At 54.6% G+C, this 21096-nt stretch carries 23 protein-coding genes; 8 read left to right on the forward strand and 15 right to left on the reverse strand.

All coding sequences use genetic code 11. The annotated features are described in order from the left end of the window. Positions 1-139: 139 nt before the first annotated feature. Positions 140-1039: a LysR family transcriptional regulator gene (locus A6013_RS09515; RefSeq protein ID WP_047368561.1), complete on the forward strand. Its 900-nt coding sequence runs from the start codon at positions 140-142 to the stop codon at positions 1037-1039. Positions 1040-1075: 36 nt separating this feature from the next. On the opposite strand, the gene A6013_RS09520 is transcribed toward A6013_RS09515, so the two are convergent. Further along, positions 1076-1984 (reverse strand): LysR family transcriptional regulator, encoded by a 909-nt coding sequence (locus A6013_RS09520; RefSeq protein ID WP_014831948.1) that lies wholly within the window; start codon positions 1982-1984, stop codon positions 1076-1078. A 212-nt stretch (positions 1985-2196) separates the two neighbouring features. On the opposite strand from A6013_RS09520, the gene A6013_RS09525 reads away from it, so the two are divergent. Further along, positions 2197-3183: an aldo/keto reductase gene (locus A6013_RS09525; protein ID WP_069732956.1), complete on the forward strand. Its 987-nt coding sequence runs from the start codon at positions 2197-2199 to the stop codon at positions 3181-3183. A 46-nt stretch (positions 3184-3229) separates the two neighbouring features. Next, positions 3230-4411 (forward strand): aldo/keto reductase, encoded by a 1182-nt coding sequence (locus tag A6013_RS09530; protein ID WP_069732996.1) that lies wholly within the window; start codon positions 3230-3232, stop codon positions 4409-4411. Positions 4412-4551: 140 nt separating this feature from the next. Here A6013_RS09530 and A6013_RS09535 read toward each other — a convergent pair whose 3' ends face one another. Beyond that, positions 4552-5589, reverse strand: a complete 1038-nt coding sequence (locus tag A6013_RS09535) for an aldo/keto reductase (RefSeq protein ID WP_048958799.1) — start codon at positions 5587-5589, stop codon at positions 4552-4554. Between the two features lie 382 nt (positions 5590-5971). On the opposite strand from A6013_RS09535, the gene A6013_RS09540 reads away from it, so the two are divergent. Then, on the forward strand, positions 5972-6415 hold the full coding sequence (locus A6013_RS09540) for a PACE efflux transporter (RefSeq protein WP_069732957.1): 444 nt from the start codon (positions 5972-5974) through the stop codon (positions 6413-6415). Positions 6416-6514: 99 nt separating this feature from the next. Then, the gene (locus tag A6013_RS09545) at positions 6515-6886 is read left to right on the forward strand and encodes a VOC family protein (RefSeq protein ID WP_028013164.1); all 372 of its coding nucleotides are present in this window, start codon (positions 6515-6517) and stop codon (positions 6884-6886) included. 57 nt (positions 6887-6943) lie between these two features. On the opposite strand, the gene A6013_RS09550 is transcribed toward A6013_RS09545, so the two are convergent. After that, positions 6944-7699 (reverse strand): DeoR/GlpR family DNA-binding transcription regulator, encoded by a 756-nt coding sequence (locus A6013_RS09550; protein ID WP_069732958.1) that lies wholly within the window; start codon positions 7697-7699, stop codon positions 6944-6946. 86 nt (positions 7700-7785) lie between these two features. Here A6013_RS09550 and A6013_RS09555 point away from each other — a divergent pair, with 86 nt between their 5' ends. Both A6013_RS09555 and tam read left to right on the forward strand, forming a co-directional pair. Beyond that, positions 7786-8370 carry an NUDIX domain-containing protein gene (locus A6013_RS09555; protein ID WP_069732959.1) on the forward strand — a complete coding sequence of 195 codons (585 nt, stop codon included), beginning with the start codon at positions 7786-7788 and terminating at the stop codon, positions 8368-8370. 83 nt (positions 8371-8453) lie between these two features. Beyond that, entirely contained in the window at positions 8454-9212 is a 759-nt protein-coding gene (gene tam, locus A6013_RS09560) for a trans-aconitate 2-methyltransferase (RefSeq protein WP_045260523.1), read from the forward strand. Positions 9213-9218: 6 nt separating this feature from the next. Here the strand turns inward: tam and A6013_RS09565 are convergent, their stop codons facing one another. From A6013_RS09565 to A6013_RS09590, 6 genes are all read right to left on the reverse strand, one after another. After that, positions 9219-10409 (reverse strand): cytochrome c biogenesis protein/redoxin, encoded by a 1191-nt coding sequence (locus A6013_RS09565; RefSeq protein ID WP_069732960.1) that lies wholly within the window; start codon positions 10407-10409, stop codon positions 9219-9221. A gap of 136 nt (positions 10410-10545) precedes the next feature. Continuing rightward, complete coding sequence (locus A6013_RS09570; RefSeq protein ID WP_069732961.1) at positions 10546-11844, reverse strand: ATP-binding protein; 1299 nt, start codon at positions 11842-11844, stop codon at positions 10546-10548. Further along, positions 11841-12581: a response regulator gene (locus A6013_RS09575; protein WP_049137820.1), complete on the reverse strand. Its 741-nt coding sequence runs from the start codon at positions 12579-12581 to the stop codon at positions 11841-11843. The genes A6013_RS09570 and A6013_RS09575 overlap by 4 nt, the downstream gene beginning before the upstream one ends. Positions 12582-12625: 44 nt before the next feature. After that, positions 12626-13621 carry an alpha/beta fold hydrolase gene (locus A6013_RS09580; RefSeq protein WP_069732962.1) on the reverse strand — a complete coding sequence of 332 codons (996 nt, stop codon included), beginning with the start codon at positions 13619-13621 and terminating at the stop codon, positions 12626-12628. A gap of 145 nt (positions 13622-13766) precedes the next feature. Further along, positions 13767-14207, reverse strand: a complete 441-nt coding sequence (locus A6013_RS09585; protein ID WP_069732963.1) for a GNAT family N-acetyltransferase — start codon at positions 14205-14207, stop codon at positions 13767-13769. A 12-nt stretch (positions 14208-14219) separates the two neighbouring features. Continuing rightward, positions 14220-14690 (reverse strand): GNAT family N-acetyltransferase, encoded by a 471-nt coding sequence (locus tag A6013_RS09590; RefSeq protein ID WP_047368551.1) that lies wholly within the window; start codon positions 14688-14690, stop codon positions 14220-14222. Positions 14691-14834: 144 nt separating this feature from the next. Here A6013_RS09590 and A6013_RS09595 point away from each other — a divergent pair, with 144 nt between their 5' ends. After that, complete coding sequence (locus tag A6013_RS09595; protein WP_028013154.1) at positions 14835-15383, forward strand: GNAT family N-acetyltransferase; 549 nt, start codon at positions 14835-14837, stop codon at positions 15381-15383. Here A6013_RS09595 and A6013_RS09600 read toward each other — a convergent pair. The 6 genes from A6013_RS09600 to glsB form a co-directional block, all read right to left on the reverse strand. Then, positions 15371-16285 (reverse strand): bestrophin family protein, encoded by a 915-nt coding sequence (locus A6013_RS09600; RefSeq protein WP_028013153.1) that lies wholly within the window; start codon positions 16283-16285, stop codon positions 15371-15373. The two genes, A6013_RS09595 and A6013_RS09600, sit on opposite strands and share 13 nt — an antisense overlap. A 200-nt stretch (positions 16286-16485) precedes the next feature. After that, positions 16486-17937: a tagaturonate reductase gene (locus tag A6013_RS09605; protein ID WP_069732964.1), complete on the reverse strand. Its 1452-nt coding sequence runs from the start codon at positions 17935-17937 to the stop codon at positions 16486-16488. Between the two features lie 116 nt (positions 17938-18053). Continuing rightward, the gene (locus A6013_RS09610) at positions 18054-18581 is read right to left on the reverse strand and encodes a GNAT family N-acetyltransferase (RefSeq protein WP_045260516.1); all 528 of its coding nucleotides are present in this window, start codon (positions 18579-18581) and stop codon (positions 18054-18056) included. An 82-nt stretch (positions 18582-18663) separates the two neighbouring features. Next, a complete protein-coding gene (locus A6013_RS09615; RefSeq protein WP_069732965.1) occupies positions 18664-19629 on the reverse strand; it encodes a sensor domain-containing diguanylate cyclase in 966 nt (321 codons plus the stop codon). A 170-nt stretch (positions 19630-19799) separates the two neighbouring features. Beyond that, positions 19800-20162: a DUF4186 domain-containing protein gene (locus A6013_RS09620; protein ID WP_045260515.1), complete on the reverse strand. Its 363-nt coding sequence runs from the start codon at positions 20160-20162 to the stop codon at positions 19800-19802. Beyond that, positions 20162-21088 (reverse strand): glutaminase B, encoded by a 927-nt coding sequence (gene glsB, locus A6013_RS09625; protein WP_028013148.1) that lies wholly within the window; start codon positions 21086-21088, stop codon positions 20162-20164. The genes A6013_RS09620 and glsB overlap by 1 nt, the downstream gene beginning before the upstream one ends. Between the last annotated feature and the right edge of the window lie 8 nt (positions 21089-21096).

Consider the following 21096-nt stretch of genomic DNA (forward strand, 5'->3'; position numbering starts at 1 on the left):
ATGAGTACAGGTGTATTTCAAAATACGTGGTTAACAGTGGATCGCAGCATCAATAAAAACGAACTAAAGGGATATTATTGACTTAAGCATCTTTAGGCTGTAGTTAACAATTAAGCAGTGATTGCTTAAGGAACACATTATGAATAACGCCCTGTATAACCAGATACGGATCTTTCAGAGCATTGCACGTGAGGGCAATATTTCGGCAGCCGCAAGAAAACTGGAAATTACGCCTCCCTCCGTCAGCAATGCGCTTAAGCTGCTGGAAGATCATATTGGCCATCCGCTTTTTGTGCGTACGACCCGCCGTATTGAGCTGACGGAAACCGGGCAACTGTTGCTGGAACAGACCGCTGCGGCGGTGGAGTCGCTGGAAAATTCGCTTGAAAGCATTCGCGACCAGAATCAGGAGCCCTCTGGTATCGTGCGAATCACGCTCTCGCGTTTTGCCTATCTGTTAATTCTTAAGCCTGCAATGGCGAAATTCTGTCAGCAATATCCGGGTATACAGCTGGAAATTTCGGTTTACGACGGTACTGTGAATGTTATCGAAGAGCGTTTTGATCTTGGGATCCGTTTTGGCGATATCCTCGAGGGTGGGGTGGTAGCGCGGCCGTTAATGAAACCCTTTCGTGAAGGGTTATATGCATCCTCAGCCTATCTCAGCGAGCATGGAACGCCTGAGGTGCCGTCAGATCTCAGTCAACACAAGCTGATTGGCTACCGTTTTATTACTAACAACCGCATCCTTCCGTTGATTCTGAACGATCGCGGAGAGCAGTTGACGGTTGAGATGCCCGGACAGTTAATCAGCAACGATATTGACGTTATGGCAGACGGGATCCGTAACGGCCTGGGAATTGGACGTTTGTTTGAACCCATCTGGCAGTTACAGCCGGACAGGGAGCGCTTTATACCCGTGATGGAGAGCTACTGGAAAACCTACCCGCCAGTCTATCTCTATTACCCCAAAAACGCGGGCAAAACGAAAAGAGTGAAGGCCCTGATTGATTTTCTGATATCCGCTACGGGGCGATAAAGGCGATAACGCATCGTCCCGTATGGAAGCGCTATTTCACAACCCCAGCGGCCTGGCCTCCTGTATGAACTCAATCAGAAGGCGAAGCCCGGTCGGCAGTTGCCGGCGGCTTGAATAATAGATATAAAAACCTTCCTCCAGCGGGGACCATTCCGTAAGCACCAGGCGGAGCCGTCCATCCTTCACATAGGGTGCAACAAGAGGCTCCGGAAAATACATCAGGCCGGCTCCGCCTAATACGGCCACAAGGCCCGTTTCAGCCTGATTGACCGTCACAGAGCCTGGCACAGTGATTTGGTACGTTTCACCGTCTCGCTCAAGTTCCCAGCGATAAATCCGATCGTCGCCGAGACGATTGCTTATACAGCGATGGTGTAATAAATCATCAGGATGTTCAGGCGTTCCGTAGCGTTCAAGATAGTCGGGGGATGCTGCGATAACCCAGCGAATATCGGCAGATAAACGCCGGGCAACCATGTCTTCCGGGACGGTGCCACCATAGCGGATACCGGCATCGAAGCCCGCATCAGTGACGTCAACCATACGGTTACTGGCCACAATATCGATTTCAATATCAGGATAGCGATCCATAAACGCGGGCATAACCGGCGCAAGCAAAAGATTGGCCGCTTCAACGGCTGCATTGATGCGGATACGCCCGGTAGGCGTATTACGATACCGGTTAAGCGATTCAAGCGCGCCTTCTATCTTGTCGAAAGGCTGAAGGACAGACTGAACCAGTTCTTCACCTGCAGCCGTAGGGGTAACGCTCTTGGTCGTGCGATTAAGCAGGCGAACCCCGAGCCGGGTTTCCAGTCCCTTCAGGGCATGACTAAGCGCTGATGCACTGACACCTAATTCAATCGCCGCACGGCTGAAACTGCGATGACGTGCAATAGCCATGAAATAAATGAGATCGGCGACATCAGCTCTGCTTATTTGCATACAGAATCGTTTTCCTTGTGCGTTAAGGCCCGAATGTGTTGATACGGAAATGATATACACCATAGACCGACCAGGGCTAATCCGTTGCTGAATTTTTTTCACAAGTCCATCCACTCATCGCCTCTCACTGAACACATTGTGCTTCGTTATTCTTGAAAATTATGCGCTCTGGCCGTCGGTCAGGGCGGAACATTCACCTAACGGAGCCGTGTATGAACTATACGCATCTTGGCCGCACCGGCCTGAAAGTCAGCCGCCTTTGTCTCGGAACCATGAATTTTGGTGACGTCACCGACGAGAAAACCAGCGCCCGCATCCTGGATGAAGCGCTTGAGGCGGGTATCAATTTCATTGATACAGCAGACGTGTATGGCACCGAGCAATCACCCGATATCCAGCAAGGTTCGGGGCTGTCTGAAGAGATTATTGGTCGCTGGCTCCAGCAGGGTGGCCGCCGTGACCGTATCGTTCTGGCGACGAAAGCCTATCAGCCTATGGGACCGGGTCCGAACGATCGCCGTCTTTCTGCTTACCATATTCGCAAGGCCTGCGAGGACAGTTTGCGACGGCTTAAGACCGACCATATTGACGTCTATCAGATGCATCACATCGATCGTTATACACCATGGGAAGAGGTCTGGCAGGCCATGGAACTCCTTGTTCATCAGGGAAAAGTGCTTTATATCGGTAGCAGCAATTTCGCAGGCTGGGACATTGCGACTGCGCAGTCAGTTGCCACGGCCCGTCATTCCCTGGGCCTGGTTGCTGAGCAAAGTCTCTACAATTTGACTGCCCGAACCGTTGAGCTGGAGGTCATTCCCGCATGCCGTCATTTTGGCCTGGGACTGATTCCCTGGAGCCCACTTGCCGGAGGGTTGCTTGGCGGCGTACTGAAAAAGATGGCAAGCGGGCGCCGTGCAAGGCCCGCGTTTGCCCGTCTAATCGAACAGTATCGTCCGCAGCTGGAAGCCTACGAAGGATTATGTGAGGACCTCGGCGAAACCCCTTCCGATGTGGCGCTTGCCTGGCTCCTGCAGAATCCTGTCGTTACTGCTCCACTTATCGGGCCTCGTACGGTCGAACAACTCCAGCAGGCGCTTCACGCAACGACAATCACGCTATCAGACGACACCATGAGCTGTCTCGACGAAATCTGGCCCGGACCCGGGGGAGAAGCGCCCCAGGCTTATGCCTGGTAATGACCAAATTAATGAATCCTTTCTTCGATATAGGGAGTTCCAGTTTATGAGCAAGATGATGCATGACCAGCATTCTGCTTCCGTACCCGCTTCCCGGGATCGTCGCAATTTTCTGATCGCCGGCGCCGGTCTGGCGTTGGCCGCTACCACCCTTGGCAGGAGCGGAGCCGTGATGGCTAAACCGGCTGGTCAGGACACGTCGAGCGCCCTTTCGGGTGCTGTTCCCGTCCAGAAGGAGACCTTAACCACGCGTAAACTCGGCTCGCTGGAGGTTTCAAGTATGGGACTCGGGTGTCTGCCTATGGTGGGGTATTACGGCGGTGGTCCGCGCGATCGTAAAGCCATGGTTTCGCTCATCCGGGCCGCCTTCGAACAAGGCATCACGTTCTTTGATACTGCCGAGGTGTATGGCCCCCATCTCAGTGAAGAATTTGTCGGGGAAGCACTGGCCCCCGTTCGCGATCGTGTGGTGATTGCCACTAAGTTCGGTTTCGGCGTGGAGGAGGGGAAGTCAACCTCCCTTAACAGCCATCCTGACCATATTCGCCGTGCCGTAGAGGGCTCGCTGAAGCGTCTGAAAACGGACCATATCGATCTTCTTTATCAGCATCGCCCCGATCCGAATGTGCCGATTGAGGATGTGGCGGAAACCGTGAAGGCGTTGATCCAGGAGGGTAAAGTGAAACACTGGGGATTGTCGGAAGCGAGTGCCAGGACAATCCGCCGCGCACATGCGGTACTCCCTGTGACTGCAGTACAGAGTGAGTATGCCATGTGGTGGCGTGAACCGGAGACGCGGATATTTCCAACGCTCGAAGAGCTGGGTATCGGCTTTGTACCTTACTGCCCGACCGCCCGGAGTTTCCTTGCCGGGGCAGTCAATCCAAGCCAGCGGTTCGACAGCACAGATCGGCGGCATAACCTGCCACGCTTCCAGCCCGATGCCCTGGCCAAAAACATGGTACTGCTTGAATTCGCGCAGTCGTGGGCCCGCCGCAAAAACACCACTCCGGTTCAGTTCGCGCTGGCCTGGGTGATGGCTCAGCGGCCATGGATAGTCCCCATCCCGGGTACGACGCAATATCCGCACCTGATAGAAAATAGCGGTGCACCGCAAGTCCGGTTGACGGACAGCGAGTTAAGCGAAATCGATGCAGCGCTTGCCAGGATCCCATTGCAGGGCGGTCGCGCAGATCCGTTTACCGAAAGTCAGTTTGATAAAAGTTAAACGGTGATGGCCACCTTTATACTTACTGTCACAGGGAGACTGTAGGTAAAGTCTCCCGGTCGGCGATCCGACCCTGACATCACGAGTTGTTCATTGTCACCAACAGCGGGCCCGAACCAACGCCGGGCCAGGGTAGGGCATTAACAGTCCTGTATTGCTGAAGGCGGCGTGAGTGAAGGTGGCATATCCGGAAGCGGGGGAATGATCCCGTCGACGGGGTGCGGCAGATAGCGTGCCTCGAGTTCCATGATTTCGGCATCGCTAAGTGAAAAGTCCAGCGCGCTGATAGCCGTGGAAAGATGTTCTGGTTTCGTCGCGCCGATGATCGGTGCTGTGATGACCGTTTTTGATAGCAACCAGGCAATTGCAACATGGGCTCTTGGCACATCGTGCTTTTCAGCAATGCTGGCAACAACATCTATAACAGGCTTATCCAGAAGGGCTGCGTTCTCATACATTTTTAACGCAAAGGCATCGTTTTGCGTTCGTCGGGACGTGACACTCCAGTCGCGCGTGAGCCTGCCGCGTGCCATCGGACTCCAGGGGATCACACCAACGCCCTGGTCTTCACACAGGGGCAGCATCTCGCGCTCTTCTTCCCGGTAAAGCAGGTTGTATTGCGGTTGCATCGTAATAAATCGGGTCCAGCCGTTACGCTCTGCCGTATGCTGCATTTTTGCAAAGCGCCAGGCTTCCATAGATGATGCGCCGATGTAACGTACTTTTCCTGATTTAACGAGGTCATGCAGAGCCTCCATGGTCTCTTCAACAGGCGTGGAGTGGTCAAAGCGGTGAATCTGAAAGAGATCCACGTAATCCATGCCTAAGCGCATCAGGCTATCGTCAATAGACTGAAAAATGGCCTTGCGGGAAAGAAACCCGGTATTGGGGGAGTTGCGCCACGGAAAGAAGGTCTTTGTCGCCACAACGATCTCATCGCGTCTGGCCATTTCTCTCAGCGCTTTTCCAGTGATCTCTTCAGAACTTCCGCCCGAGTAGATATTCGCGGTATCAAAAAAATTAATGCCCGCTTCAAGCGCCTGACGAATGAGCGGACGTGACGCCTTTTCATCCAGGGACCAGGGTTGAGGCAAGCGTTCAGGTTCACCATAGCTCATACAACCGAGACAAAGACGGGAGACTTGCAAACCGCTACGACCCAGATTCACATACTTCATTCTGTGTTCCTTCTTTTATTGCCAGCAATTCTGTATGTGAAAGGGTATTGCACTGACATGAAGGGAACCAGCATGCGCCATCGAATGGTGTTATGAGTTTTTTTCACAGATGGGCGTAATCGTCAGTGGGTTTTACATACAAACTGCGTGGCCAACGGTGAATCCTCAAGACTGAGGAGGGATATCTCCTGAGGCACGGCAATATTCTTATTTAACATAATATACATTATGCGCACCAATGTAATGCCAGTCAAAATCTGCCTTTCTACGGTCGTGATTGCCCCGGTTCATTGATAGCTTGTGAAATCCCAACTTCTACGTTTATCCAATGTTAAAAGACGTTTGATATACTCCTGGCTTTGACCACCGCTGCTGTAGACTTATGGAAATCGAACTCAATAAAAGCTTTAAAGAAAGGATTTTCCACGCTGTCATTTTTGAAGTGACGGCCAACGTTATCATCGCTCTGTCTCTTGCGTGGCTGATGAACGTTTCGGTACTCCAGTCGGGTTCGTTGTCGGTGATATCTGCGCTTACCGCAACGGTCTGGAATTTTGTCTTCAATAAGTTCTTTGACGCCCTGCAGAAAAAACATCAGTTTCAACGAACGTTTCTCGTTCGCGCCATCCATGCAGTTGGGTTTGAAACGGGCCTTATCATCTCCTTAATCCCTGTGGCCATGTTCATGCTGAATTTAACGATCGCGGAGGCATTTTTTGTTGAGATTGGCCTTGTACTGTTTTTCCTGCCATACACGATGCTTTTTAACTGGCTCTATGATTATCTGCGTTGGACATTCGTAGGGAGTAAACGGTCTGTTGTGTAGCGAGTATTGATATCGGTCACATTCGCAACCCCTTGATCGTGTTGGACTCCACTCTCTTTCTATACTTCTCATTTCACCATCACTTTTGAGGAGTCCATTATGTTTGATCATGTAAAATTCGGCGTCAGCGATTATGAGAAAAGTAAAACCTTCTTCCTCATGTCGCTTCAACCGCTCGGTGTCGAACTCGTCGATGAAGGCTCTCCTGACTATGGCGTCGAAATGAGTTCCGGCGATGTTTCTCTTTGCCTTTTTCAGTCGAATGATAAACCCGCTCCGCTTCATCTGGCCTTTGTGGCCACGACACGCCAGCAGGTTGATGATTTTTACCATGCCGCGCTGCGCGCAGGCGGACGCGACAATGGCGCACCGGGATTGCGCTCCTACGGTAAAAATTACTATGCCGCATTTGTCATTGCCCCTGATGGTCATAATATCGAAGCGGTATGCCATGCCCCCGAAGAAAGATAACTTAATTTCACCCGCTTGCGAGTACCCGCGCCAGCCAGTTTTCTGGCTGGCTCACGCTCAGGCCAATACGACCGATACCCCTTTTTCCGATACCGCATTGACCCAGTCGCGGTCGGTATCGCCTTCGACGACAATCGTATTCGCCAGCTCCACATCGCCAATAACAAATGATGACGCCGTATTTATTTTTTCCGGCGACGCCAGGACAACCGTCTCGGCGGCTCTGCCGGAAAATGCACGTTTGATGCACGCCTCTTCGAAATCTCCGGTCGTCAGCCCTGCTTCCGGATGGATACCGGTCACGCCCATAAAGAACAGATCCGCATGAATGTTTTCGATACCTTCGATGGCCGCCGCGCCGACGGCGACAATCGAGTGTTTATACAAACGGCCGCCGATCAGAATCACCTCAATAAAAGGATGATTAACAAGCCCCAGGGCAACGCTCGGACTGTGCGTCACCACGGTAATACGCAGGTCATGCGGTAAAAAGGCGATCAGTTCTGAAGTGGTCGTTCCACCGTCAACGATCACCACCTGGCCCGAAGAAATCAGCTGCGCCCCCTTCTGCGCCACCTTTCTTTTGGCATCCATTTTAACGGACTGTCGTTCCGCGAAAGGCACAGTAGCGGAGGACGACGGCAGCGCGCCGCCGTGAACCCGCTGTAAACGCCCTTCTGCCGCCAGCTCGCGCAAATCGCGTCGGATGGTGTCGTCAGAGACGTCGAAGAGAACGCTAAGTGCTTTTGACTGGACCTGTCCTTCGGCGCCGAGCTTTTCAAGGATCAACTGTTTTCGCTGACTGGTGAGCATGATGTATTCCTGATGTTGCATGTTTAATCTTGAAAATGCACGATAATGCTGATATTGATAGTTACTCTACATAAGGAGGACAAAACGTGCAATCAAAACGTGCAAATGTGCGCATCATTGACAGTGAAACCCTGTCCGATAACTGGTACTTACTTAAAAAATATACCTTTGACCTGCAAAGACGCGATGGCGAATGGCAGCGGCAAACGCGTGAAGTATATGACCGGGGGAACGGCGCCACGATCCTGCTCTACAACCGTGACCAAAAAACGGTGATTCTGACCCGCCAGTTCCGCTTCCCGGTCTTTATTAATGGCCATGAGGACAATCTGATTGAGGCAGCGGCCGGCCTGCTTGATAACATGGATCCGGAAAGCCGCATTAAAGCAGAGGCGGAAGAAGAGACCGGATTTAACGTGTCGAGCGTGCAGAAAATCTTTGAAGCCTACATGAGCCCAGGCTCCGTAACGGAGAAACTCTATTTCTATCTTGCCGAGTATCAGCCGAAGGACAAAACCAGCGCAGGCGGCGGTATCAAAGCGGAGGGCGAAGATATCGACGTGCTGGAAATGCCCTTTGAAGAGGCCTTGCGGGGAATTGATACGGGCAAAATCGTCGACGGAAAAACCATCATGCTGCTCTACCATATTGCACTGAAAGGCCTTCTGTAACCTGCCGCTCGCCCGACGCCTGTCCCGGTGCAGGTGTCGGCCTGTGCTATCCTTGCTGAAACACGCAAAACGGAGATCTGAAGATGGCCGACTGGAACCCTTCGCTTTATCTGCAATACGGCGCTGAACGAACGCGCCCTGCCGCCGAGCTGCTTGCCAGAATTCCCCTGAGTGACGTTGCCACCATTGCCGATTTGGGCTGCGGGCCGGGAAACAGCACCGCGCTGTTGCAGCATCGCTGGCCAAAAGCGCAGATTGTCGGCGTCGATAACTCACCGGCTATGCTGGAAGAGGCTCGCAGCGCACTGCCCGACTGTCAGTTCGTTGAGGCCGATATCCGCCAGTTCAGGCCAGGCCAGCCGTTGAACCTCATCTATGCGAACGCATCCCTACAGTGGATACCTGACCATTACGATCTCCTGCCGCATCTGGCGTCACTGCTCGCGCTCAATGGCGTGCTGGCGATCCAGATGCCGGATAACTGGCTTGAGCCCACGCATGTGGCGATGCGTGAAGTGGCGCTGGAGCAAGGCTACCCGGACCGTGGCCGCGAGCCGCTGCCTGGCGTGCATGCCTATTACGATATCCTGTCGGAGGCCGGCTGCGATGTGGATATCTGGCGGACAACCTATTTCCATAAAATGAGTTCGCACCAGGCCATTATTGACTGGGTCAGCGCGACCGGTTTACGCCCGTGGCTCCAGGAACTGAACGAGAGCGAGCAGCAACGTTTCCTGAAACGCTACCATGAACTGCTGGAAGAGCAGTATCCGCTCCAGGAAAACGGGCAGATACTGCTGGCTTTTCCTCGACTGTTTATGGTTGCCCAGCGTCAGCCCTGAACGGCGCTATGAACGGGCCTCTTTGAGCAGCTGCTGGATAACCTTTTCCTGCTGCTCATAATTCCCTTCGCCAAACGAGGTATAGCGTAGCTGACCTTTAGCATCGAAATAGTAGTGCGCGGGCCAGTACTGGTTGCCGAAAGCGTTCCAGATCTGATAGTTTTTGTCCGTCACAACCCGGTACGGCAGCTGCCATTTATTTACCGCGTTTTTCACCGAGGCGATCGGTTTCTCCCAGGGGTATTCAGGCGTGTGTACCCCTATGACGACCAGGCCCTGAGACTGGTATTTTGTTGCCCAGTCGCGCACGTGCGGAAGCGTATGCTGGCAGTTAATGCAGTCCCAGGTCCAGAAATCGATCAGTACCACCTTCCCGCGCAGTGATTCAGACGTGACAGGGTCACCATTTACCCACCCTGTCCCACCGCTTAATGAAGGCAGCTGGCTGCTGGGCTCGGTCATGACGACCGGTTGAAGCTTCGCTGGTTGCGCGGCGGGCTTTGCCAGATTCAGCAGCGCGGTTTCAAGACGATTCGCGACGCCGTTTGCGCCTTGCAGAACAGACGTCATCCCCGTTGCGTTAAAGACAACGGCCGCTAACATCACCACGCCTGCCCCCTGTCGTAATTTTTCCATCAGCGCCGATCTTGCTCTCAGCGGCGCCATCAGCGTGCGGCCTCCGAAAACGAGCAGGCCCAGCATCAGCGCGCAGCCGCTACCATAGGCGGCCAGCAAGGCTCCTGTGGCAATGGCCGAGTGTCCGGCAATATTGATGCTGAAAATGGCGCCCAGAATCGGTCCCGCGCAGGGAGACCAGAGCAGCCCGACGGCAAGCCCAGCCAGAAAAGCCGATGCCATACCACGCGTTTGCCCGCTTCGGGTGTTGAGGACATTTCCCGCGCTGACTGCCGGCCCGGCGATACGCTGAGCAAAGGCCGGAAAAATTAAGGCCAGCGCGGCCGTGGCCAGGACGATAAGCGCGACCCAGCGCCCGACGATAGTTGCCTCTGCTATCCACTCGCTGGCGACGGTGACGACCATCGCCACCAGGGTGAACATGACGATCATCCCCGCGAGCAGCGCCAGAATATGTCGCCGCTGCCCCTGAAAACCGGCGAACAGGAGAGGAATTACCGGGAGCGTACATGGACTGAGCAGGCTTATCATCCCGCCCAGGAAAGCAATTATCAGAAACATAAACACCTCACAATACAAGTCCTGCGACGCTGCAGTGAGGCTATTTCATCGTGCGGATGTGTTCAGGATATGTGTAAAAGCGTGGGTTTTTGTCTGGCTCTGTATCGGCCACGCGGGGAGATACAGAACCGTACAATTAAAGGCGCGGGAGAGTAATCGAAACGTCCAGCCCGCCCTCTGCGCGGTTCTCCAGCTTTAGCTTTCCGTCCAGCTGAGCGGTGAGCTGCGCTGCGATCGCCAGGCCGAGTCCTGTCCCGCCGGTGTCGCGGTTGCGTGATGTTTCAACCCGATAAAACGGCTGTAATACCGCCTCCAGCTCGGCATCCGGTATCCCAGGCCCGCCGTCTATGATGTGAATCACCACCTCTCCGGCAGTCGAGTCATCAATGCTAATGGTGGCATAGTCGCCAAATTTCAGGGCGTTATCCAGCAGGTTGGTCATCACCCGGCGCAGCGCCTGTGGACGCGTGACGATGGGCAAACGGTTTTCGCCTGCCTGAAACTGCACGTTTTTACCGATGTCCTGATAATCGCAGGCGATGCTGTTTATCCAGGCGTTCAGCTCCAGCTTCAGCATGGTCTCTTCCAGTGATTCTGATGACCGGGCATACGCAATACCCTCACGCACCAGACGAGACATATTATCAAGGTCGTTTAAGAGCTTGTCGCGCAGGTCAGGCTGATCCGCCATTTCAACACGAAGCTTCATGCGGGTAATGGGCGTCTGGAGATCGTGCGATATGGATGCCAGGATCTGCGCCCGCTCCCTGAGATAGGACTGAATGCGCGCCTGCATCGCGTTGAAGGCATGTGCTGCCCGCTGCACCTCGACCGGCCCCTTTTCCGTCATTGGCGTGTTGGCGGCCGGGTCCAGGGAGTCTACCGCGCGGGTAAACTGTGAAAAAGGCCGTATCACCTGGCGTACGGCGATCCAGGAGCAGGCAGCCAGCACGAGCAACTGCAGAATAAGAACAACGGGCAGCCAGCTGGCGACCGGCGGCATCCGAGGGATCAGGTCAATGGTCAGCGGTGCGCCATCATGTAGCGTGAGATGCGCCTGGATATGTGAAATGGCGCCGGGAACGGCGGTGAAGCTGAGTGGGTACTGTGCCGCAAGCGTCGCTTTTAAGGTTCGGATGGCGTCCCGGGAACGCTTATCCGTCGGCGCGTTCCCGGGCTCTCCCGGCCCCAGAATATAGCGATAGTTACCCCGTTCAAGTCGCGGCAGCCAGGCCGCGCGCTCGCTGGCGGGTAAGCGGTCTAAAATAGCCACGCTGGTCGCGACATCGTATTCCAGATTACCGAGCATCACCGTTCGGGCGCTGTGCATTCGCTCTATCATGACCAGCGTCAGGCTCAGGGCATTGGCGAGCAACAGGCCGGGCAGCACGACGATCAGCAAGCGGGCCAGCAGCGAGCGAGGCCAGAGCGTCATTCGTTAGCCTCTATGATGGTGACCGGCATGGTAAACACATAGCCCTCGCTGCGCACGGTTTTAATATACGCGGGCGTACGGGCATCTTCATTCAGACGCTGGCGAACCCGGCTAACCAGCAGGTCGATTGAGCGTTCAAACAGCTCGGCGTCACGGCCCTGCGTCAGGTTGAGCAGCTGATCGCGGGTCAGCACCCGCTGCGGGTGGTCAAGGAAAACGCGCAGCAGGCGATACTCCGCCCCGCTGAGCGCCACAATCACCCCTTCCGGGTCGATCAGGTGGCGGGCAACGGTATCGAGCTGCCATTCGCCGAACGTCACCAGCCGCCCTGCTTCCGTCACCTGTAAATTGGGCGGCATCGTGCGAAAACGGCGTAAAATCGCTTTGATACGCGCCAGCAATTCTCGCGCGACGAAAGGCTTTACGACGTAATCGTCGGCTCCCATTTCCAGACCCAGGATCCTGTCCGTCTCCTCGTTGCGCGCCGTCAGCATCAGGATGGGCAGATCTTTATATTTCCCGACGCGTAATTGCCGACACAGCGTAAGCCCGTCGTCGCCGGGCATCATAACGTCCAGCACCACCAGGTCGATATGCTGCTTGTCCAGCACGACGCGCATCTCTTTGCCGTTTGCCGCGCCAGAGGCGCGATAACCGGACTTAACGAGATAGTCGATAATCAGTTCACGAATATCCCTGTCGTCATCGACGACAAGGATATGATCAATATGCTCCACCGAAATCTCCAGACCGAAGGGTAACGTACTGAAAATAGCACATTTCAGAGTTTGTCAGCGTCAACAACTGCCTTGACGAAATCCTGCGGATCTTCCTGAGGCGGATTGTGCCCCACGGTTGCGCCGAAGGTACGGTGTTCATACTTACCGGTGAATTTACCCGCGTAGGCCTGCGGTGCCGGATGCGGCGCCCCGTTGTTTCCGCCTTCGATGGTGATCGTCGGAACGGTGATATTCGGCAGCGTGGCCAGTTTTTGTTCGTAGGCGTCGTATTTGTGCTCGCCTTTTTCCAGCCCTAAGCGCCAGCGATAGTTGCTGAGCGTTACCGCAACGTGATCCGGGTTATCAAGGGATTTGGCGCTGGCGTTAAAGACTGCGTCGCTAAATTTCCAGTCAGGTGAGGCCTGAGACCAGATCAAACGAGCGAAGTCATGCGTGTTTTTGGCATAGCCTTCAGCGCCGCGCTCGGTAGCGAAATAGAACTGATACCACCACTGCTGCTCCGCTTTTGGCGGCAACGGCTGTTTACCAATCTGCTGGCTGCTGATGAGATAACCGCTTACCGAAACGAGCGACTTAACGCGCTCTGGCCACAGCGCCGCAACGATATCGGCCGTACGGGCACCCCAGTCATAGCCTGCAAACACCGCCTGCTTGATATTCAGGGCGTCCATCAGGTTCACGATATCTTTCGCCATTGCGGAAGGCTGGCCGTTGCGCGGCGTTTTTGCCGACAGGAAGCGCGTAGTGCCGTAGCCGCGCAGAGAAGGCACAATCACGCGATAGCCTTTTGCCGCCAGCGCAGGCGCGACTTCAGCGTAGCTGTGAATATCGTAGGGCCAGCCGTGTAACAGAATGACCGGTTGGCCGTCTTTAGGACCAATGTCGACATACCCGACGTTAAGATCGCCGGCGTTAATTTGCTGTGGACGATCGAAAGCCGCCGCTAAGTTAGTGCCGGTGACTTCGGCCTGACATGACATGACGGTGCCAAGGGTAACGGTGAGAGCAAGCGTTGAATAAGCGAGTTTGCTGAACATGTTGGTATCTCCGGTTGAGTACAATTCACGGGGATATAACAACAGTTCAATGTATAGCGGATATGTGCGGAAACGCGTTTATTGCAAGCCTGTGTATGTATCTGGAACACGGATACAGTGTGATACAAACACAGGCGCTGTTGCCTTAAAGGGAGAGACGATAGCGGACGTAATCGTCAGCGTCACCGTATCGATCGTAGAGTTTACGTGCCGGATTGTTCTCCCGGGTAACCCAGTAGAGCTTTGACCACCCTTCGCGCTTGCCTTCCGCTATCAAGGCATCAATCAGCGCCTTACCCGCTCCCGCGCCGCGCTCGGCTGCATCAACAAACAGATCTTCCAGGTAGCAGATGGGCGCGGTTGACCAGGTTCCTTCGTGCAGAACACACATTGCGAAACCGATGACCTTTGCGTCTTTCTCTACCACGCGGCAGAACATCGGTGAATGCGCTGAAAGCGCCCTTTCCCATGTCGATGCGGTAACGGACTCCTCGAGGTGGCAATCATAAAAATGGGTATAGCCATCCCACAGCGGTCGCCACTGGGGATAGTCGTCTTCGCGTAGAGGTCTTATCGTGACAGCCATGCGTTCCTCATATTACAAGTCGATTGCCATTTCAAAACAGCGTAAATCAGCCCCCGCCATACGCGAGTGATGATAGTTTTCGCGCAGCGTCACAAACCCCAGCTTCTGATAAAAGGCGTGGGCGTTAGGCGTTGCATCCAGCCTCAGGCGGGTTATCCCCCGGCTGCGCGCCTCGTGTGTAAGCGCCTCGATAATTCGGGTCGCCATGCCTTTTCCGGTGGCTGAAGGCAAGGTGAATATGGCCTCCAGACAATGGGTATCAAGATCCAGATAGCCGGTAGCCGCAATGACGCCCTTCTCGTCTTCCACCACGTAAAAAGGGTAATCAATGACCATTTGACGGTAATGCTCGGGCATAAGATCCGGCGTCCAGCGTGCAATCACGTCAGCGTCGTAGCTGGTTTTGCAGCCGTGACGAATCGCCTGATTGCGTATATTCCAGAGTATTTCGGCTTCCTGTGGATGAGCAGTTCGTAACGTCATATCACCTCTTCAATATTTGGCCATTAAAGAGACGTTGCCCATTTTTGGTAGTGAATAACCACAGCACGCCTCACCAGAATGTGATAGAGATGAAAATACCAGAACGCAAACAAAAACATAACGCTTAAATAAGGAGATCCGCAGATGACAATACCGACCCTCACGACAGAACGTCTCCTGCTGAAACCGCTGGTCGCCGAAGATGCGGTTCAGATTCAAAAGCTGTATCCGCGCTGGGAGATCGTTCGCTATTTGGTCTCTTCCGTGCCCTGGCCCTACCCGGATAATGGCGCGGAAAACTATGTGAATAACGTCGCGCTGCCGGATATGGCAAAAGGGATAGCCTGGATCTGGAGCATCCGCCGTCGTGAGGTGCCGGATGCGTTGATGGGGATTATCTGTCTGTACGATGTTGACGATAATAACCGAGGATTCTGGCTGGCGCCGGAGTTTCAGGGACAGGGATATATGCGTGAGGCCAGCATTGCCGCGACGGATTACTGGTTTAATACGCTCAACAAACCCGTTTTGCGGGCGCCGAAGGCCGCCGCGAACAGCCGCTCCCGTCGTATTTCAGACAGCAGCGGCATGCGGCTCATCAGAACGGAAAAGAAAGCCTACGTCAGCGGGATATTGGACTCCGAACTGTGGGAGATCACCCGCGACGAATGGAACGCCCATCAGGTCAGCTGATAGTGCTTATCCGGCATCAGCCTTTCCGGAATGTTCTCTTCATCGTTCATCTGTAGCAGATCGCGTTCCATCATGTTGCAGATGGCGTCCAGCGGAAGGTCGTTATCTTCTGTGCCAAACGGGTCTTCCAGCTCTTCCGCCAGGGTGTCCAGCGAGATAAAGGTGTATGAGATCAGCGCCGAGACAAACGGCGTCATGTAGTGCAGATCCACAACCAGCGCGAACGGCAGCATGATGCAGAACAGATACACCGTGCGGTGCAAAATCAGCGTATAGGCAAACGGCACTGGCGTTGTCGCAATCCGTTCACAGCCGGAAAGGACGATGGACATATCGTTGAGGCGGTTGTTCAGGCTGTGGAACAGGATGTCCGAAAGCTGCCCGTTACGCCGCCGCACGGCCAGCCACTCCCCCATGACCAGCAAAATACGGTTCGCCGGCGAGTTGGCGCCCATTACCTGAGCTAAAACGTCCGGGGCAAGATAGCGAGAGAGCTGGTCAGCGTTCATTTCCCGGCGCAGGGTCATGCGCAGGCAGTTGGCAAAGGCGATCTGCAGGCGGACAAATTCCCCCAGGTGCTTATCGTCCGGCAAGGTGTTTTTTACCTCGCGAAACAGCGAGCGTGCCGCTATCATCAGTTGCCCCCACAGCTGGCGAGCCTCAACGTAGCGTGAATAGCAGGCGTTGTTTCTGAAACCAAGAAAGATTGCGATCGCCACGCCGAGAATGCTAAATGGCGCCACGGTAAATTTGATGCCCAGCGAGGTATACCACGGCAGCATCAGGATAACGGCGATAGAAAGCAGGAAGTTGAGCAGCAGTCGGGTATAGATTTTGGGAAGTACCGAACCGTGCCAGACAAAAATCAGTTGTAGCCAGTGCTGTTTAGGACGAACAATCATAGTGAGTTTCAGGCAAGAAAAGAGCGTGGCTATTAAACGTGATCCCCATCACGGTTGCAAGCATGTTAACGGAACATTGCATTCTCTCACCTGAAGAACGAAAACCGCACGGTGCTGCATTTGATTTTAAAAACAGGGTAAATAGTATGTTGTAACTAAAATAATGCCTGTTTAAACCCGGCCGAAGCCGGGTCACGTAATTAGCAAAGCGGCTTCACCGCTGAGCGCATGCCCTTCAGCAGAATGGCATCAAGATCCCGCGTCACCTGATCAACCAGACCGTCCACCTTCGTCAGGTCCTGCTCCCAGTGCGCTTCTACGCTCAGCACGGCGTGCACCAGTTCGCGGGTAGCGAGCTGATTATCGCGATGCTGCGCCCATAGCTGTTGATAACGTTCCAGCCAGAACGCATCATCCTGCACCGGATAGTTCTCTCCGTTACGCTCCGCGCGATAAAATGCGATCAGTGCCGCTAACGCAAACGTCAGACGCGCTGGCAGTTGACCTGAGGCCTTCTGCCCTGCCAGCAGCTGCGGAAGAATACGCGTGCGATACTTGGTCATGCCGTTGAGCGCGATGGAAAGCAGCTGGTGTCTGATGTAGGGATTTCGAAAACGCCCTGTTACCGCGCTGGCGAACGACTCCAGTTCGTCGCGGGGCAAATCGAGAACCGGAATAATCTCCTCATAAATTGCTTTTTCGACGAAAGAGCACACGTCTTCATCATTCATCGCCTCGCCAACCGTATCCAGCCCGGCCTGATAGGCCACCGGTACCAGCGCCGTGTGCGCACCGTTAAGAATGGCGACTTTACGCTCTTTATAGGGCTTGATGTCGTCGACAATCAGCACGTTTAACGGGTACTTATCCAGGCGCAGTTCACCAGCCAGCGAGGCTGGCCCCTGAATGACAAACAGATAAAAGTGTTCAGCCGTGTCCAGGAACCCATCGTGATAACCCAGCTCGGCCTCAAGCGTGTCCACTTCATCGCGCGGGTAACCGGTCACGATACGGTCAACCAGCGTCGAGCAGAAGTGGTTTGCCTCGTTCAGCCACTGGATAAAGGCGGCAGGCAGCGCCCACTCCTGGGCATAGCGCAACACAAGTTCACGCAATGCGTCACCGTTGTAGTCAATCAGTTCACACGGAATGATAACCCAGCCCTTGTCAGGCGCGCCGTTAAAGTGGCTAAAGCGCTCAAACAGCAGGCGCGTTAGCTTCGCCGGGTAGCTGACGGCAGGCGCATCGTCGAATTTATCCCCCGCGTGATAGCTGATTCCGGCTTCGGTGGTGTTCGAGAAAACAAAGCGCATATCCGGGCTGTGTGCCAGTTTCAGAAAGGCGTCGTAATCGTCGTAGACGCTGATTTCACGGTTAACAGAGCGGATAAGTCGGGCTTCACTCACCTCTTCGCCCTGCTCATTCAGGCCACGAATGATGGTGGTGTACAACCCATCCTGCGTGTTCAGCGACGGGGGGAAGTCGCTCTGAATAGGACGAACGATAACCACACCGGCGTTGAGATCGGTATGTTCATTCAAAAGGTCAATTTGCCAGTCGACAAACGCACGCAGGAAATTGCCTTCGCCAAACTGAATAATGCGTTCGGGATACTGCGCACCGGGAAAATCACGACGGTTGAGCGTGTTCACAAGAGGGTTCCTTTTATGATTAGTCATACAGCCTGATAAGATTGGTACGATAACTTATCAAAACTTTACGACCAGAAACCCTGTTTCGATCAATCCCCGGCGTGGTTGTGTAAAAATTATAAGAATTTATAGAACACCGACGTGGCCGTCATAGCGCCGTCCGGCATCAGGGCGTAGCGCGGGATCTCACCGACCTTTTGCCAGCCGGCACGCTGGTAGAAGGTTTCGGCGCCGCTGCCGGTGGAGGTATCGAGCACCAGAACCGAAATGTTTCTGGCCCGGGCCTCAGCTTCCAGCGCTTCCATCAGCGCCATTGCGGCCCCTTTTCGACGCGCTTTTTCATGAACCAGCAGCTTTGCCACGTCCGCACGGTGCGGCTGGTTTTCCGGCTGGTCGGTAATCAGTTGCACCGTGCCGATGACGCCCTCCTGCGGATCAATACTGGCCAGCACCACGCGCTCGTTGCGCCCTACGCTGTCAGCTATGCCGAGCCAGAATGAACGGGCCTTCTCCAGGTTAAAGGGCAGCATAAAGCTGACGGATGCGCCGCCGTTTACGCAGTTTTCGAGGATCCCGGCCAGCGCATCAAGATGGGTGAGAATGTCGTCGCGGGTGAGGTTTTTGATTTGCAGTGAGGTATTCATTTTTTGTCCTTACGTTGAATACCCTCACTTTGCATTTAACATTTCATTAACGCAAACGGAACGGTCATACGCTTTTGTTATGTCATCTGGCCCGCTGCCGCTGCTGCTTCATGGCATACATTTTTTCATCGGCATCTTTGAGCCACTGCTGCAGGTCGTTGCCGTTATGATCGAATTCGCTCAGCCCCCAGGAGAAAAGAAGCGACCACGGATGTAGCTTGCGTGCATTGTAGTTTTCGACCTGCTCGGCGAGATACTGCATGGCAATCCACGCGCCCTTCTCATCCGTATCAGCAAACAGCACGGCAAACTCATCGCCACCAAAACGAACCAGCATATCCGCTTCGCGGAAAGAGGCGCGCATCAGCTGCGCCATGGTCTTTAACGCCTTATCCCCCTCTTCGTGCCCGTAGCGATCGTTAATCTCCTTGAAACGATCCAGATCCAGCCAGCCGAGCGTTAACGGCTCCGCCCGGCGTCGGGCGATGGAGAGCGTGAACCGCACGAGCTGGTTAAAGCCCCGCCGGTTGAATAATCCGGTCAATTCATCCGTGGTCGCCGCGCTGATTGCCGCAAACTCATCTTCAGCCAGCGCGCCCAAATCCCCCAGCACGGCGAGATCGGTCGCTGAGAACTCCCGCGGTGCGTAGTCAATCAGGCAAAGCGAGCCAACGCTTGCGCCGTTGCGTAAGCGCAGCGGAAAGCCTGCGTAAAACCGCACGCGAGGTTCGCCGGCCACCAGCGGGTTATCCGCAAAACGATCGTCCTGAAGCATATCCCCGACGATCAGCGGTGCTTCGGTGAGGATGGTATGGCCACAAAAAGAGATGTTGCGCGGAACGGAATCGGGTGCATGCCCATCCGCCGACTTAACGATCAGCGTATGCTCATCAATAAGGTTGACCATGGCCAGCGGCACCTGGAAAAAGCGTTTTGCCAGACGCGTTAAGCGGTCAAACGCCGGGGAACTGTCAATCTCAAGCAGACCCGATTCGCGCAGCGCGTTAAGTCTGTCAATTTCATTTTCAGGTGTTGCAGGTGCTTTCATAATGTCTCCTGACGTAAAGCGTTACTCAAAGCGTAGCTTAAACCGAGACATTGTCAGCGTTCGACGTCCTGTTAAGCCGCTATCCATTTCACGTCAATGCGTTATGACGATTTGCTCGTCCGCCAGCCGGGTACGAAGCTGCAGGCGGTAAGCGCAGAACGCATTAAATATCATTTTTGGGCGTTCATCTGTATCACCAGCCAGCGGTGGATCACGCTGACGATATAATGTTGCTGCTGCGCGCTCAGCTGCACGCCCTGGGGAATGTTATGCCATTTTGCCAGACAGCCCCGGCAGCAGGTCGCGGTGGCATGCTGGGCGATAAACACCGGGTGGCCACGCATGGGCGTCTGCTTGCCGTCGTTGGCGGGTTGCGCGGGTGCAAGGCGTTTAGCGACAAAATCGGCAGCATGCTGGTCAATGGTTTCGGGGCCTTTGTCCCAGCAGTACTGTCGTTCCTTATTGCCTAAGCGGAAGCGCGAGCGAAACGTCGATCGCGCCAGGCGGGAAAAAAGGGGATCCAGGTCAGACATCAGTATACAGAACGTCCCAGGCGCTGGGTCAGCTTCTCCAGAACCGCCACGCCGGCAAGTGAATTTCCCGTTTCATCCAGCTCCGGGCTCCAGACGGCAATCGCCATTTCATGCGGCACTATCGCCACCACCCCGCCGCCAACGCCCGATTTGGCCGGAAGGCCAACCCGCCAGGCAAACTCCCCGGCGTTCTGATACATGCCGCTGGTAGCCATCAGGGCGTTAACCTGACGCGCCTGAAGCGGGGAAACCACCTCCTGATCGAGATGCGGTGCGTGCCCCTGGTGCGCAAGGAACAGAAACGTTTGGGCCAGCTCAACGCAGTTCATCTTCAGGGCGCAGTAATGGAAGTAGTTTTGCAGCACGGTCGCCACGTCGTTGTGGAAGTTACCGAAGGATTTCATCAGCCAGGCGATAGCCGCGTTGCGGGCCGAGTGTTCAAACTCCGAGCGCGCCACCACTGAATCATAGGCAATGTCGTCCACGCCAGAAAGCTGACGAACAATCTCAAGCATTCGCTGACGCGGTGCGCTGAGGCGGCTTTGCAGCATATCGCAGACCACCAGCGCCCCGGCGTTGATAAAGGGGTTACGCGGTTTACCCTGCTCGATTTCGAGCTGAAGCAGTGAGTTAAAGGGCTGGCCGGACGGATCTTTTCCCACGCGCTGCCAGATCTCTTCTTCCTCATACTGGCGCATCGCCGCGACCAGACTCAGCACTTTAGAAATAGACTGAATAGAAAAGCGTTCAGTGGCATCGCCTGCCTGGTATCGCTGTCCGTCTATGGTACAGATAGCGATGCCCAGCTTATTCCCGCTCACCGAGGCAAGGGCCGGAATGTAGTCGGCTACCTTCCCCTTTCCTAATAACGGACGAACCTGCGCCAGAATCTCGTCCAGCATCTCATTATGGATGACCGCAGCCACTCTTTGCT

Source organism: Enterobacter sp. IF2SW-B1 (assembly GCF_001743375.1).
GTDB classification, from domain to species: Bacteria; Pseudomonadota; Gammaproteobacteria; order Enterobacterales; family Enterobacteriaceae; genus Enterobacter; species Enterobacter bugandensis.

Coding starts and splice junctions, on each gene's coding strand:
- A6013_RS09515 (WP_047368561.1), top strand. CDS start 140: ATGAATAACGCCCTGTATAACCAGATACGGATCTTTCAGAGCATTGCA.
- A6013_RS09520 (WP_014831948.1), bottom strand. CDS start 1,984: ATGCAAATAAGCAGAGCTGATGTCGCCGATCTCATTTATTTCATGGCT.
- A6013_RS09525 (WP_069732956.1), top strand. CDS start 2,197: ATGAACTATACGCATCTTGGCCGCACCGGCCTGAAAGTCAGCCGCCTT.
- A6013_RS09530 (WP_069732996.1), top strand. CDS start 3,230: ATGAGCAAGATGATGCATGACCAGCATTCTGCTTCCGTACCCGCTTCC.
- A6013_RS09535 (WP_048958799.1), bottom strand. CDS start 5,589: ATGAAGTATGTGAATCTGGGTCGTAGCGGTTTGCAAGTCTCCCGTCTT.
- A6013_RS09540 (WP_069732957.1), top strand. CDS start 5,972: ATGGAAATCGAACTCAATAAAAGCTTTAAAGAAAGGATTTTCCACGCT.
- A6013_RS09545 (WP_028013164.1), top strand. CDS start 6,515: ATGTTTGATCATGTAAAATTCGGCGTCAGCGATTATGAGAAAAGTAAA.
- A6013_RS09550 (WP_069732958.1), bottom strand. CDS start 7,699: ATGCTCACCAGTCAGCGAAAACAGTTGATCCTTGAAAAGCTCGGCGCC.
- tam (WP_045260523.1), top strand. CDS start 8,454: ATGGCCGACTGGAACCCTTCGCTTTATCTGCAATACGGCGCTGAACGA.
- A6013_RS09565 (WP_069732960.1), bottom strand. CDS start 10,409: ATGTTTCTGATAATTGCTTTCCTGGGCGGGATGATAAGCCTGCTCAGT.
- A6013_RS09570 (WP_069732961.1), bottom strand. CDS start 11,844: ATGACGCTCTGGCCTCGCTCGCTGCTGGCCCGCTTGCTGATCGTCGTG.
- A6013_RS09580 (WP_069732962.1), bottom strand. CDS start 13,621: ATGTTCAGCAAACTCGCTTATTCAACGCTTGCTCTCACCGTTACCCTT.
- A6013_RS09585 (WP_069732963.1), bottom strand. CDS start 14,207: ATGGCTGTCACGATAAGACCTCTACGCGAAGACGACTATCCCCAGTGG.
- A6013_RS09590 (WP_047368551.1), bottom strand. CDS start 14,690: ATGACGTTACGAACTGCTCATCCACAGGAAGCCGAAATACTCTGGAAT.
- A6013_RS09595 (WP_028013154.1), top strand. CDS start 14,835: ATGACAATACCGACCCTCACGACAGAACGTCTCCTGCTGAAACCGCTG.
- A6013_RS09600 (WP_028013153.1), bottom strand. CDS start 16,285: ATGATTGTTCGTCCTAAACAGCACTGGCTACAACTGATTTTTGTCTGG.
- A6013_RS09610 (WP_045260516.1), bottom strand. CDS start 18,581: ATGAATACCTCACTGCAAATCAAAAACCTCACCCGCGACGACATTCTC.
- A6013_RS09615 (WP_069732965.1), bottom strand. CDS start 19,629: ATGAAAGCACCTGCAACACCTGAAAATGAAATTGACAGACTTAACGCG.
- A6013_RS09620 (WP_045260515.1), bottom strand. CDS start 20,162: ATGTCTGACCTGGATCCCCTTTTTTCCCGCCTGGCGCGATCGACGTTT.